11 protein-coding genes are annotated in these 13647 nt (G+C 70.6%); 3 read left to right on the forward strand and 8 right to left on the reverse strand.

Going from position 1 to position 13647, the window contains the following annotated elements:
• Position 1 precedes the first annotated feature (1 nt).
• The gene (locus PSESU_RS07715) at positions 2-1987 is read right to left on the reverse strand and encodes a PAS domain-containing sensor histidine kinase (protein ID WP_013535203.1); all 1986 of its coding nucleotides are present in this window, start codon (positions 1985-1987) and stop codon (positions 2-4) included.
• Between the two features lie 174 nt (positions 1988-2161).
• Between PSESU_RS07715 and PSESU_RS07720 the strand changes: the two genes are divergently transcribed.
• Positions 2162-4933: a bifunctional diguanylate cyclase/phosphodiesterase gene (locus PSESU_RS07720; RefSeq protein WP_041763994.1), complete on the forward strand. Its 2772-nt coding sequence runs from the start codon at positions 2162-2164 to the stop codon at positions 4931-4933.
• A gap of 935 nt (positions 4934-5868) precedes the next feature.
• Here PSESU_RS07720 and PSESU_RS07725 read toward each other — a convergent pair.
• The 5 genes from PSESU_RS07725 to PSESU_RS07745 form a co-directional block, all read right to left on the reverse strand.
• Complete coding sequence (locus PSESU_RS07725) at positions 5869-7059, reverse strand: methyl-accepting chemotaxis protein (RefSeq protein ID WP_013535205.1); 1191 nt, start codon at positions 7057-7059, stop codon at positions 5869-5871.
• 87 nt (positions 7060-7146) lie between these two features.
• Positions 7147-7758, reverse strand: coding sequence for a high frequency lysogenization protein HflD (hflD, locus tag PSESU_RS07730; protein ID WP_013535206.1), 612 nt, complete (start codon positions 7756-7758; stop codon positions 7147-7149).
• 9 nt (positions 7759-7767) lie between these two features.
• Complete coding sequence (mnmA, locus tag PSESU_RS07735) at positions 7768-8889, reverse strand: tRNA 2-thiouridine(34) synthase MnmA (protein WP_013535207.1); 1122 nt, start codon at positions 8887-8889, stop codon at positions 7768-7770.
• Positions 8886-9329 carry an NUDIX hydrolase gene (locus tag PSESU_RS07740; RefSeq protein ID WP_013535208.1) on the reverse strand — a complete coding sequence of 148 codons (444 nt, stop codon included), beginning with the start codon at positions 9327-9329 and terminating at the stop codon, positions 8886-8888. Before PSESU_RS07740 ends, mnmA begins: the two co-directional genes overlap by 4 nt.
• Positions 9329-9832 (reverse strand): hypothetical protein, encoded by a 504-nt coding sequence (locus tag PSESU_RS07745; protein ID WP_013535209.1) that lies wholly within the window; start codon positions 9830-9832, stop codon positions 9329-9331. Before PSESU_RS07745 ends, PSESU_RS07740 begins: the two co-directional genes overlap by 1 nt.
• Positions 9833-9940: 108 nt before the next feature.
• On the opposite strand from PSESU_RS07745, the gene clpS reads away from it, so the two are divergent.
• Positions 9941-10267, forward strand: a complete 327-nt coding sequence (gene clpS / locus PSESU_RS07750) for an ATP-dependent Clp protease adapter ClpS (protein ID WP_013535210.1) — start codon at positions 9941-9943, stop codon at positions 10265-10267.
• 117 nt (positions 10268-10384) lie between these two features.
• Positions 10385-12667 (forward strand): ATP-dependent Clp protease ATP-binding subunit ClpA, encoded by a 2283-nt coding sequence (gene clpA, locus PSESU_RS07755; protein WP_013535211.1) that lies wholly within the window; start codon positions 10385-10387, stop codon positions 12665-12667.
• A gap of 89 nt (positions 12668-12756) precedes the next feature.
• On the opposite strand, the gene PSESU_RS07760 is transcribed toward clpA, so the two are convergent.
• Positions 12757-13122 (reverse strand): hypothetical protein, encoded by a 366-nt coding sequence (locus PSESU_RS07760; RefSeq protein WP_013535212.1) that lies wholly within the window; start codon positions 13120-13122, stop codon positions 12757-12759.
• A gap of 299 nt (positions 13123-13421) precedes the next feature.
• Positions 13422-13640 (reverse strand): translation initiation factor IF-1, encoded by a 219-nt coding sequence (infA, locus tag PSESU_RS07765; protein WP_013535213.1) that lies wholly within the window; start codon positions 13638-13640, stop codon positions 13422-13424.
• Positions 13641-13647 lie beyond the last annotated feature (7 nt).

Here is a 13647-nt window from a genome sequence, read left to right on the forward strand (position 1 = left end):
CTCAACCGTGGCTTGCGTAGGGCAGCAGCAGCTCGATCCGGGTACCGGTCCCGGGCGTGCTGTGGATCGACAGGCGGCCGCCGGCGCTCTGCGCGCGCTCGCGCATGATCACCAGGCCCAGCCCGCCGGCCTGCGCGGGATCGAAGCCGCGACCATCGTCGCGGATATGCAGGCGCAGGGCGTCCTCGTCCCCGGAGAGGGCCAGGGTCACGTGGCTGGCGCCGGCGTGGCGCAGGATGTTGGTCAGGCCTTCCTGGGCGATGCGGAAGCAGGCCTGCTCGACCTCGCGCTCGGGGCGGCGCGGCAGCGGCGTGACGTCCAGTTCCAGGTCCACCGCGTGGTGGCGGAACAGGGTGCCGGCATGCCAGCGCAGCGCGGCCTCCAGGCCCAGCGCATCCAGCTGCGGCGGGCGCAGCAGCATCGACAGGTTGCGCAGCTTGTCCAGGGTGGCGTCGGCAGTGGCGGCCACGTCCTGCAGGTCCTCGCGGCGGCGCGCCTCGTCGTCCTCCATCATCGCCGCGTGCGCCGACAGCTTGATCGCGGTGATGGCCTGGCCGACGTCGTCGTGCAGCTCGCGCGAGATCGCGCGCCGCTCGTCCTCCTGGGCAGAGAACAGGCGCCCGGCCATGGCCTGAAGCTCGCGGTTGCCATTGGCCAGGGCATCGCGCATGCGCTCCGGCTCGCTGAGGTCGCGCACCAGCAGCAGCTGGCAGTCCTGGCCGCCGTAGCGCGCGGCCGCGCGCGACAGCGCCACCCGGAAGGTCTCGCCGTCGGCGCGGTGCATCCGCGGCGAGACCCCGGCCAGTTCGCCGCGCAGCCAGCCGCGCAGCGCGGGCAGGTCCTGCGGGTCGACCAGGCCGCCCAGCGGCTCGCCGATCAGCGCCTCGGGGGCGCGGCCGAACAGGTCGGCGCAGGCGGGGTTGGCGTAGAACACGCGTTCGTCGCGCAGGATCATCAGCCCGTCCGGGAGGATCCGCACCAGCTCGCGGAACTGCTGCTCGCGCTCGCCGAGCAGGCGCCGGGTCTGCTGTTCCTCGGTGACGTCCTGCACCGTGCCGCGCAGGATCCGCACGCCGTTGCCTTCCTGGCGGCGGCCACGCAGGTGCAGCAGGCGCTCTTGGCCGCCTTCGCCCAGCACCGGCAGCAGCAGGTCCAGCGATGACTGGGCGCCGGAGGCCAGGTCCGCGAGCATGCGTTCCAGCCGGGCATGGCTGGCGGCGTCGGCGCCGACCAGGACCTCGGTCAGGGCCAGGTCCGGCCCCGGTGGATGGCCGGTGAGCTGGCGCAGGATCGGGCACAGCCGGGTGGCGCCGGTGGCCATGTCCATTTCCCACGAGCCGAGCCGGGCCAGCTCCTGCGCTTCCTGCAGGCGCAGCAGGGCCTCTTCCTCGGCGGTGCGGTCCAGGGCCACGACGAGGCGACGTGCGTGGCCAGTGTTCGACTCCGGCAGGTCGCTGCTGCGCAGCTCGACGTGGCGCAGGCGGCCATCGCGGGCGGTTACCCGGGCGAGCTTGATCTGCAGCTGCTCCGGTTGCATGCGTACTTCCGAGACCGCCTCGGCCAGGGCGTGCTCGTCCCGCCAGACCTGGTTTATCGGCATCCCCCGCAGCTGCTCGCGCGGCCAGCCCAGGAACACGGCGCCGGCTGGATTGGCGTCGAGGATCTCCAGCGCGTCCAGGTCGACGGTGAACATCGGGTTGGGGTTGGCCTCGAACAGCTCGCGGTGCCGGTTTTCCGACGCCCGCGCGCGGTCGCCGGCGCGCAGCAGCCGGTGCAGCAGGCGGTAGCACAGGAAATAGAGCAGGGCCGCGGTGCCACCGATATAGGCGGCGCCCTTCCAGGACTGCAGGCGGGTGAGGGCGGCGGTGTCCGTCGCCAGCGCCGCCAGCATGCGGTCGCTGAACAGGATCCACAGGATCCCGACGGCCAGGTACAGCAGCGGAATACGGATCGCGAGCGCGCGCGCGCGGACTTTGGAGTCCCCCACGCCGGCCCCTGGCCCGGACGCGCCGGACCGGTCGAGCTGTGCCATCGACTTGCCCCGGAACGAGAGGCGCAAGCATACCAGCGGGCATGGCCGTTCCGGACTCAACTCCGGCCCCGTGATGCCGTTAACGGCATGACCGCCCCGATCACGGGGGAAGTTTGGAGAGAGCAGGGCGTGGATCCCGGCGCGATTGCCAGCCTGTTGCAGCACCCCATCGAAAGCGCCCTGCTGGTGCTGGATGCGGACGGCCGACCGGTCGCCGCCAATCCGGCGGCCCAGGCCATGGCGCTGCCGGATGCGGCCGCGCGCTACGCCAGCCTGCTCCAGGACCTGCGAGCAAGCCTGTCCGCGGGCGAGCGCCAGGCCGTGGCCTGCAGCCTCCCCGGGCCCGATCGGCGGCTGGATGGCTGGCTGCGCGGGGTGCGCGGGCCCGACGGCGGCACCATCGCCTACACCCTGAGCATCCCCGATCCCGAGGGCGCCAGCCGCTGGCAGGTGGCGCTCGACAGCGCCGGCCACGGCCTGTGGGACTGGGACATCGGCGCCAACCGCATCTTCCGATCCGAGACCTGGCGGGCGATGCTCGGCTTCACCGCCGAGGACGCTCCGGACAGCAGCCTCGAATCGGCGATGGCCATGGTCCATCCCGAGGACGTGGAGCGCGTGCGCGAGGCCCTGCGCGCGCACCTCGACGGACGTACCGACGCCTACACCTGCGAACACCGCCTGCGCCACTGCAATGGCAGCTGGCGCTGGGTACGCGACAGCGGCCGGATCGTGGCCTGGAGCGCCGACGGCCGCCCGCTGCGGATGATCGGCACCCACACCGCGATCGACGAGCAGAAGCAGCTCGAGGAACGGCTGCGCGGCCAGCAGGCCCTGCTCGAGGAGATCCAGCGCCTTGCCGGCATCACCTCCTGGTCGTGGACCCCGGGCGTGGATGTGGGCTGGTGGCCGCGCGAGTTCTACCGCCTGCTCGGCCATCCGCCGCGTGACCGCGACAGCGCCCGCGCCTGGCTGCGGCGCCTGCCGCGGGAGGCCGCCTCGGCCCTGCGCCGGGCCTGGCAGCGCATGCGCCGCGACGGCATGCCGGTGCGCTTCGAACTGGAACTCAGCGACGCACAGGGCCAGCCGCTCCACCTGCAGGCCTGGGCGCGTCCGCAACTGGACGCCGCCGGCCATATCGAGCGCGTGCTCGGCCAGTTCCAGGACGTCACCGCGCAGCGCACGGCCGATGCCTTGCTGCGCTGGCGCACCGAGCTGCTGGACCGGGTCTCGGCCCTCGGCCACATCGGCGGCTGCGAGATCGAGCCGTCAACCCGCCGCGTGCAGTGGACCGAAGAGTGCTACCGCATCCACGGCCTGCCGCCGGGCCCGCTGACCCTGGACGACGCCCTGGCGCTGTATACCCGCGATTCGCGGGAAGCCTTCGAGGCCGCGCTCTCGCGCCTGGCCGAGGGCGGCCCCGCCGAGCGCCTGGAACTGTGCTTCTACCGCCCCGGCGGCCAGCGCGTGTGGGTCCAGGTGACGCTGGAGCTGGACCGGCGCGAGGGCATGGCCGGTCGCTTCGTCGCCCTGTTCCGCGACATCAGCCGCGAGCGCGAGACCAGCGAGCGGATCGAGCTGCTTTCGCATTACGACCTGCTGACCGGCCTGCCGAATCGCTTCCTGCTGCGGGTCCAGGTAGAGGAGGCCATCGCCGACGCGCTGGCCAGCGGCGACGCCTCGCTGGCCCTGCTGCTGCTGGACCTGGACGGCTTCAAGAACATCAACGACACCTTCGGCCATGCCGCCGGCGATGCCATGCTCAAGGCCGTGGCCGGACGCCTGCACATGGCGCTGGCGCAGGGCGACCTGTTCGGCCGCCTCGGCGGCGACGAGTTCATGGTCATGCTGCGCGCCGATGCGGCGCAGGCCGAGGCCGCGGGCCTGAAGCTGATCAATGCGTTGTCCGAGCCGCTGCCGTTCGGCGGCGAGCTGCTCAAGGCCGGCGCCAGTGTCGGCGTGTCCGTGCTTGGCGCCGACGGCACCGCCTTCGACGAGCTGCTGCGCGCCGCCCATTCGGCGCTGCGCGTGGCACGCGAGCGCGGCCGCAACACCTTGCAGATGCACGACGCCGAGATCCACCGCCAGACCCGGCGCCGGCTCGAGATCGAGCACACCCTGCGCGGCGCGCTGGAACGCGAGGAGTTCTCCCTGGTGTACCAGCCGCAGATCAGCATCACCGACCGCCACGCGCCCGGTATCGAGGCGCTGGTGCGCTGGCACCGCCCCGGCGGCACCTGCCACCCGGGCGAGTTCATCCCGATCGCCGAGCAGAGCGGGGAGATCGTGCGCCTGGGCGAGTGGGTGATCGCCGAGGCCTGCCGCCAGGCCGTGGCCTGGCACGCGGCGGGGCTGGATTTTGGCCGGGTCGCGGTCAACGTCTCCGGCGTGCAGCTGCGCGACCGCGGCTTCGCCGAGCGGGTGGTGGCCCTGTGCCAGCGCGCCGGCTGGCCGCCGGCGCGGCTGGAGCTGGAGCTGACCGAGTCGGCCCTGATCCTGGACAGCGAGAGCCTGCGCCACTGCTTCAAGGTGTTCGAGCGGCACGGCATCCAGCTGGCGGTCGACGACTTCGGCACCGGCTTCTCCAACCTGCACTACCTCAACCGCTTCCCGGTGCAGCGGCTGAAGATCGACCGCAGCTTCGTCAGCGGCATGCTGCACGACGCCAACGCCGGCGGCGTCACCCAGGCCATCATCCACCTGGGCCACGCCCTGGGCATGCGGGTGGTGGCCGAGGGCGTGGAAACGATGCAGGAGCAGGAACAGCTGCGCCTGTGGGGCTGCGACGAGGTCCAGGGCTACGTCCACACCCGCCCGCTGCCGCCGCGCGAACTCGCGCAGTGGTTGCGCCAGGCCAGCGAGGCCGGCGTGATCGACTGGTCGCGGCCGATGACGGTGTAGGGCCGGACTGACCGGTTGGAGTCTCCCGACGCCGGCTTTCGCCGGCGTCGGCGTTTCGGGGATGGCTTGTTCCGGCTGGGCAATTGCAGCAACCGCCCGCGACATCCCCCCCCATCCACTCCATCCACTCCATTCCGGCGGCTGCCAGCGGACGACGATGGACTGCTCCAGCAGGGACCGGCGCTCGAGGTCGGCGGCATGGTGCCGACGGTCTGCCAGGTCGCAGGCGAAGGCGTCCGGGTCCCGGCGAGATCAGACGTTGGTCTGCTGGAAGCCGCCGCGACGACGGCGTTTCCAGTGCGTCGCGGGCTTCGACGAGTGCGCGGGCACGGCTATATCCAGATGCGCCAGCCAGCCAAGCCGACATCCGGGCATCGAACAGGCCGTCGTCCCGGCAAAGCCGGGACCAGCCACTGCGCTCGAAGGGTGCGAGTCCGCGCCTGGCGATCCGTAGGCGACGGCCTGGCGACACGCACTTGAGGTGAGGTGAAGTCTTGCTTGCCGGGGCGTCACGGCCTGCTTGCGTGCCCGCAGTGCAGGACCGGCAGGAATCACGGAGGGCGAGGCCGCTCCGCGGACAGGACAGGGCCCTGGCGGCTAGGCCGCGAAGGCGGCAGGCGTGTCGTTCGCGACAGATGCAGCAGGTGTCGGAGCGGCGCCGTTGGAGAGCGAAGTTCCCACGCTATCGGCCGCGGTTGCCGGAGCCGTTGTTCCCGGGATCCCAAGGTCCCAGTCCTGGCATGCCGCCACCGGATCGCCATCCGGGGCAGGGCCGCCTGCATGCATCGCGGCGGCCAGTTCCTCCAGCGCCATCGCCTCGAGCTGCGCCATGAGTCCGGCGTTGCGGGCAGTGGCCGCATTCCCGGAGTCCTGCATGGCAGCAGGCCCCGGCATGGAGCCGGGGCCTGCGGGCAAAGCATTGCCGTGGGTGCCGCTCAGAACAGTTCCACCGTGCCGGCGCCCATGCTCTGCTGGGTCACGGGCTTGTGCGGTGGCTGCTCCCACTCGCCGCGCAGTTCGCGCAGGCGCTGGCCGAGCTTGTTCAGGGCGCGGATCAGTTCGGCGTCGTCGCCCTTGTTGCGCTGGAGCAGCTCCTGCAGGGCCATGGCCTCGCGGTTGATCGCATCCAGGCGGTCCAGGTGGACATGGGCGCCGCCCAGGGCCTGGGTGGCGATGTCCTCGAACTGCAGGGCGCGCACCGCCTCGGCCACCGAGCCGTCGATGGCACGGCCGCAGTCGGAGATCTCGCGCATGCCTTCGCCTAGCGAGGCGTTGATCGCGGCCACGTTCTGCAGCATCTGCGCGGCCTCGGCACGCGCCTCGCGGGAGCGGTCCAGGTCGCGTGAGGCCATGTGGGTCACGGTCTCGCGCACCTTGGCGATGGCGTCCTTGGAGCTGTGCGCCAGCTTGCGGATCTGCTCGTTGAAGGTGGTCGAGCGCTCGGAGAGGTTGCGCACCTCGTCGGCGACCACCGCGAAGCCGCGGCCGGCCTCGCCGGCGCGGGCGGCTTCGATCGCCGCGTTCAGCGCCAGCAGGTTGGTCTGGTCGGCGATCGACTTGACGTCTTCCAGCAGGGCGAAGATGCCGTCCAGGTGCTGCGCCATCTGGTCGATGTGCGAGACCGTGGTGGTGCTCTGGCCGGCGACCTGCTCAAGCGCCTCCACCAGCTGCTCCATCTGCGAGCTGGCGTGCTGGGCGAAGCGGGCCACGTCGACCCCGCCGTTGCCGTCGCGGTCGGCGATGATCCGGGCCATGGCCTGGCTCTGCTGGCGCGACTTGCGGTTCATCGCGTCGAAGCTGCCACCGAGGCCGGCGACGGCCTGGCGGATCAGTTCGCGGGCCCGGTCGATCTCGCTGCGCGAGCCTTCGATCTCCTTGCCGACGAAGTTGCGCAGTTCGCCCAGCAGCTGTTCCTGCTCGCGGACGACACGTGCGTGTTCCCCCGACGGAGCGGCGTGGCCGGGGCCGCGCAGCAACAGCCAGGCGGCAAAACCGAACCAGCTCAGGGTCTGGGTGGTGAGGATGGCCCAGCGGGCCGGGGCCGGCCAGTCAAAGCCAATGGCGATGGGGGCCAGGAGGGTCAGCACCAGGGGTGCGGCCATGCGGAAGAACAAGCGGGAGTCCATGGGTGATCTCTGCGGAACCACGTTCGCAGTATCGGCCGCACCCCCGCCTCCTTTAGCCACCGTTGCATCCGGCGGCATCCGCAAGGCTCAGTTGCGGTGCGCGCGCACCGCGTCGGCCATGGCCTTGCGGGCCAGCAGGAAGTGCCACTGGCTGCCGCCCAGCTGGCGCCAGAGCATGGCCGAGCGCACCGCCGCCAGCAGCAGCGCGCGGATCTCCGAGACCACCCCGGCCTGGCCGAGGTAGTGCGGGTTGCCCTGGACCATGATCCGCGGCCGCAGGTGGCTGATGGTGTCCGCATACAGGGTGCCCAGCGCCGACAGCACCTCCGGATGGGTGCTGCCCAGCTCCAGCGCGCGCGGGGCGATCGCCGACAGGCCGGTGGCAACCGCCTGCAGGGTCGCCGGCTCGGAGGAGAAGCGCCGCTCCAGCTGGACCGTGGCCAGGCCCAGCCGCGGCAGCAGCGGGTCGTCGGCACGGCTGGAGAGGTAGGCGTCGAGCAGGCGCAGGCCCGGGGCCAGGGCGGGCACGCCGCCGTAGACCGCGGCGGCGGAGGGGGCGTCGATCCGGAACACGCTGTCCAGGACGGGCTGGGCGGCGCCGGTATCGCTGTGTCCGGTCTCGGCGATGCGCCGTACCTGCTGCAGTGACTGGGCCAGGCCGGCCAGTGCCAGCACGCGATCGCTGTGGGGATTTTCCATGGACCTATTCTAGCCGGCGGCCCCGCCGGCCTGTCCCGGCACCGGCGCGTCGGTGGACGCGATCACCGCGCCGCCAAGGCACACCGGACCGTCGTAGAGCACCAGCGACTGGCCCGGCGTGGCCGCCCGCTGCGGCCGCACGAAGCGCACCGACAGGGTGCCATCGTCGCGCACGCGCACCCGGCAGGGCTCGTCCTGCTGGCGGTAGCGGACCTGGGCGGTGCAGTCGAACTCCGTCGCCGGCGGCGCGCCCTCGACCCAGTGCATGGCCTCGGTCTCGACCGTGCCCGCCATCAGCCAGGGACTGTCGCGGTCCTGGTCCACGTACAGGATGTTGCCGGCCACGTCCTTGCCCACCACGTACCACGGCGCCGCCGGGCGCCCGCGCACGCCGCCGATGGCCAGGCCTTCGCGCTGGCCGAGGGTGAAGTAGAAGACGCCCGGGTGGGTGCCGATCCGCACGCCCTGCGGGTCGCGGATCTCGCCCGGCTGCGCCGCCAGGTAGCGGCCGAGGAACTCGCGGAAGTCGCGTTCGCCGATGAAGCAGATGCCGGTCGAGTCCTTCTTGGCATGGGTCGGCAGGCCGGCCTCGCGCGCCAGCCTGCGCACCTCCGCCTTGGGCAGGTGGCCGATCGGGAACAGGGTCGCGGCCAGCTGGGCCTGGCCCAGCTGGTGCAGGAAGTAGGTCTGGTCCTTGTCGCGGTCGGCGCCGCGCAGCAGCCGCCAGCGTCCGCCCTCGTGCAAGACCTGGGCGTAGTGGCCGGTGGCGATGCGCTCGGCCCCCAGCTCGCGCGCCGCGTCCAGGAAATGCTTGAACTTGACCTCGCGGTTGCACAGCACGTCCGGGTTGGGCGTGCGCCCGGCGGCGTACTCGGCCAGGAAATGCTCGAACACCCCGGCCCAGTATTCCTTCGAGAAGTCGCGGAAATGGAACGGGATGCCAAGGCGCCCGCACACGGCCACCGCGTCGCGGCGGTCCTCCTCGGCGCGGCACTCGCCGCTGCCGTCGTCGTCCCAGTTCTGCATGAACAGCCCGGCCAGCGGTTCGCCGGACTGGGCCAGCAGCCACGCCGCCACCGAGGAATCGACGCCGCCGGACACGCCGACGACGGTACGCGGTGCGGTACTCACAGCTGCCGTACCAGGTCCAGCGGGTGGCGGCGCCCGGCCAGCCAGTCGGCGGCGACCTGCCAGACCAGCGGACTGCGATGGCGGGAGGACTCGGCCAGCAGCTCGTCAGGCGCCAGCCACACCGCGCGCTCGATGCCCTCGTCCAGCGCCCGCTCCGGGTGGTGGAGCAGGGCGGTGCCGGCGAAGGCGAAGCGCAGGTAGTCGCTGCCGTCCGGGGCCTGCCACTGGTAGCAGCCGATGAAGGCGTCCAGGCGGATGTCCCAGCCGGTTTCCTCGAGGGCCTCGCGCACCGCCGCCTCGGCCGGGGTCTCGCCGGGCTCCAGGTGGCCGGCGGGCTGGTTCAGCACCAGCTCGCCCCGGATGCGTTCCTCGACCATCAGCAGCCGGCCCTCGCGGGCGACCACGCTGGCGACGGTGACATGGGGGTGCCAGTCGGCCATCAGAACTCGTCGCCCGCCTCGGCGCCAGACAGCTCCAGCTCCATCGCGTCGGCGGCCATGGCCGCGAAGATGATCGCGTCCTCCAGCACCTTCGCCGTGGCATCGGCCGGCAGTTTGATGACCAGCACCGCGAACGGGCCCTGGCGCTCCCAGGCGCCCAGCTTCAGGTCCGAGGTGGCCTGCAGCAGGCGGTTGGCCACCGCCGCGGGGAACTCCCCGTCGCCACGCCAGGCCGGCGACCAGACCTCGCGCACGCGGACGTTGCCGTACTCCTCCACCGGCGAGCGCACGAACACCAGCTGGGTGCGGGCGCTGTCCGGCATCTCCAGCACCAGCCGGTAGTCGCCGTCCTCGTCGAGCTCGTAGCGGTACTCGATCGAATCCAGCAGCGCGGCCACGTCCGCATCGGCGGTGCGGGCGTCGGCGTCGGGGGCCTGGGCGCTGGCGGCGAAGGGCAGGGCCAGCGCCATCAGGATGGCGGCAATGCAGGGGAACAGGTTCATGGGGAGCCTCCGTGGCAGTCGGCGGATTGTCCGGCAGGCATGGCGGCGGCGTCCAATCGCGCGTGCACATGCATGGGGCAGGCGCCGGCGCGCCCTTATAATCGGCGCATGTCCAGCACCCCACGCCACGAACACGACCACGAGCACGGCACCCTGGTCGATCCCGGCCGGCCGGAGATCGCACCGCCGCCGATGTACCAGGTGATCCTGCTCAACGACGACTACACCCCGATGGACTTCGTGGTGGCCGTCCTGCAGCAGTTCTTCGGCCTGGACCTGGAACGCGCGACCCAGGTGATGCTCCACGTCCATACCCGCGGGCGCGGCGTCTGCGGTGTCTTCACGCGCGAAGTGGCCGAATCCAAGGTAGCCCAGGTCAACGAGTTCTCGCGCATGAACCAGCATCCGCTGCTCTGCACGATGGAAAAGGCCTGAGCCGCGGGATCCACCCGCCCGGTGCCGGCCTGCCGCCGGCTGAACACGGCGTTGCGCAGGCACGCTGGAATTGCCGGCCACAGGCCGCATATTGTTGGCATACCGCCGGAGCGAGCCATGTTCAGCAAAGACCTCGAACAGACCATCGGCCAGTGCTACAAGCGGGCGCGCGAAGCCCGTCATGAGTTCATGACGGTCGAGCACCTGCTGCTGGCCCTGCTCGACAACCCATCCGCCCAGGCCGTGCTGCGGGCATGCGGTGCGGACGCCGAGCGCCTGCGCACCGACCTCGAGCAGGCGATCGAAGCCTCCGTGTCCCGCCTGGCCGACGACGACGGCCGCGACACCCAGCCCACCCTGGGCTTCCAGCGGGTGCTGCAGCGGGCCGTCTACCACGTGCAGTCCTCGGGCAAGAAGGAGGTCACCGGCGCCAACGTGCTGGTGGCGATCTTCGGCGAGAAGGACTCGCACGCGGTGTACTTCCTCACCCAGCAGGACGTGACCCGCCTGGACGTGGTCAACTACCTGTCGCATGGCATCGCCAAGCTCGGCGACGAGTCCGAGCCGGGCGCCGCCTCGCCGGACGGTGAGGGCCGGGCCGAAGGCGGGGAGGGCGAAGGCAAGGCCGATGCCCTGACCGAGTACGCCACCAACCTCAACGACCATGCCCGGGCCGGCAAGATCGACCCGCTGGTCGGCCGCGCCGACGAGATCGAGCGCACCATCCAGGTCCTGTGCCGCCGCCGCAAGAACAACCCGCTGTACGTGGGCGAGGCTGGCGTGGGCAAGACCGCCATCGCCGAAGGCCTGGCCAAGCGCATCGTCGACGGCGAGGTGCCCGAGGTCCTGTCCGACGCGGTGATCTACTCGCTGGACCTCGGCGCCCTGGTGGCCGGGACCAAGTATCGCGGCGACTTCGAGAAGCGCCTCAAGGGCGTGCTGGCCGCGGTCAGGAAGATCCCTGGCGCGATCCTGTTCATCGACGAGATCCACACCATCATCGGTGCCGGCTCGGCCTCGGGCGGCACCATGGATGCATCGAACCTGATCAAGCCCGCCCTGGCCTCGGGCGAGCTGCGCTGCATCGGCTCGACCACCTTCCAGGAATACCGCGGCATCTTCGAGAAGGACCGGGCGCTGGCCCGCCGCTTCCAGAAGATCGATATCGTCGAGCCGACCGTGGGCGAGGCCTACGAGATCCTGCAGGGCCTCAAGCCCAGGTACGAGGCCCACCATGGCGTGACTTACGCCGACGAGGCTATCCAGGCCGCGGTGGACCTGTCGGTCAAGCACATCGCCGACCGCCTGCTGCCGGACAAGGCCATCGACGTGATCGACGAGGCCGGCGCCCGCCAGCGCCTGCTGCCGGAAGGCTCACGCAAGGAGCTGATCGACGTCGAGGAGATCGAGACCATCGTCGCCAAGATGGCGCGGATCCCGGCCAAGCAGGTCACGGCCACCGACAAGGACGTGCTCCAGCACCTGGAGCGCAACCTGAAGATGGTGATCTTCGGCCAGGATCCGGCGATCGAGACCCTGGCCTCGGCGATCAAGCTGGCGCGCAGTGGCCTGGGCAACCCGGACAAGCCGATCGGCAACTTCCTGTTCGCCGGCCCCACCGGCGTGGGCAAGACCGAGGTCACCCGCCAGCTGGCCCTGCAGCTGGGCATCGAACTGGTGCGCTTCGACATGTCCGAGTACATGGAGCCGCATTCGGTGTCGCGCCTGATCGGCGCGCCCCCGGGCTACGTCGGCTTCGACCAGGGCGGCCTGCTGACCGAGAAGATCGTCAAGACCCCGCACTGCGTGCTGCTGCTGGACGAGGTGGAGAAGGCCCACCCGGACATCTTCAACATCCTGCTGCAGGTCATGGACCGCGGCGTGCTGACCGACACCAACGGCCGCGAAGCCAACTTCAAGAACGTGGTGATCGTGATGACCACCAATGCCGGCGCGGCGCAGGCCTCGCGGCGCTCGATCGGCTTCACCCGCCAGGACCATTCCACCGACGCGATGGAAGTCATCCGCCGCAGCTTCAGCCCGGAGTTCCGCAACCGCCTCGACGCGGTGGTGCAGTTCCAGGCGCTGGGCTTCGACCACATCCTGCGGGTGGTGGACAAGTTCCTGATCGAGCTGGAGATGCAGCTCAACGAGAAGCACGTGGCCATGACTGCCTCGCCGAACGCGCGCGAGTGGCTGGCCCAGCACGGCTTCGACCCGCTGATGGGCGCACGTCCGATGGCGCGCGTGATCCAGGACCGGATCAAGCGTCCGCTGGCCGACGAGCTGCTGTTCGGCAAGCTGGTCAACGGCGGTCGGGTCAACATCGACGTGGTCGATGGCGAACTGGTCGTGGAAAGCCAGTCCGAGCCGGAGAAGCTGCTCCCGGCCACGGTCTGACCGACCGGCGCCCAGAAAGGAAAGTGGCGGCAAGATTGTCGCCACTTCCGCCCAGGATGCCTCCTTTTCCGGGAGGCGGCGGGCAAGGCTCAGCGGGCGCGGCGCTTGCGAACGGCGAACTGTTCGGCGCTGATTTCCTCGACGCGGGCCACCTTGCAGTCGTCGCGACGGGTGCGTACGACGGTGTCGCTCGGGCACAGCCGGTTCTCGGTGCCCTCGGCGACGATCTTCAGGGTGTTGGTCGTGGCCAGCGAGCCGCAGTCGCCGCGGAAGGTCAGCAGGTAATGGGAGTCTCCATCGCGCAGCGCCATGCTCGTGGTACTGCCCGCGCGCACGACCTCGCGATCGGCGCCGAGCTCGGTGCAGCCTGGGAGCGGGCTCGCATTGCCGGCGGCATGCGCGCTGGTAGCGGCTCCGGCCAGCAGGACGGCCAGGATGGACAGCTTGGTGTTCATGTGGGGTCCGATTGCCTGTCATGGTCCGGATTGGACCTGCGATCAGGCTACGGAGGCATGCGCACGGGCGAATCTGCCTGTGGTGACAATGACTTGCGTCATTGTGAAGGAAGTCGGAGAGACTTCCGTCATGGGCCTTGGGCAATGCGGGCCAAGCCGAGAGGTGCCTGCGCGCGGGAACGCCTTTATCCGGTCCCGGACAATGGCTCTCGACGGACACATGTCCGGTAATCCCCCAATCCCGCTTCCAATGCAAAAAGGCGGCCCAAAGGCCGCCTTTCGTCTGGAGCTCCCGCCGCTTACTTCATGCGGTAGGTGATGCGACCCTTGGTCAGGTCGTATGGAGTCATCTCGACCTTGACGCGATCGCCGGTCAGGATGCGGATGTAGTTCTTGCGCATGCGACCGGAGATGTGGGCGATGATCTCGTGCCCATTCTCCAGGCGGACCCGGAAGGTGGTGTTCGGCAGCGTCTCGATGACGGTGCCTTCAAACTCGATGGAATCGTCTTTCGACATGCGTTTC

The sequence above is a fragment of the Pseudoxanthomonas suwonensis 11-1 genome (assembly GCF_000185965.1).
Lineage (GTDB): Bacteria > Pseudomonadota > Gammaproteobacteria > Xanthomonadales > Xanthomonadaceae > Pseudoxanthomonas > Pseudoxanthomonas suwonensis_A.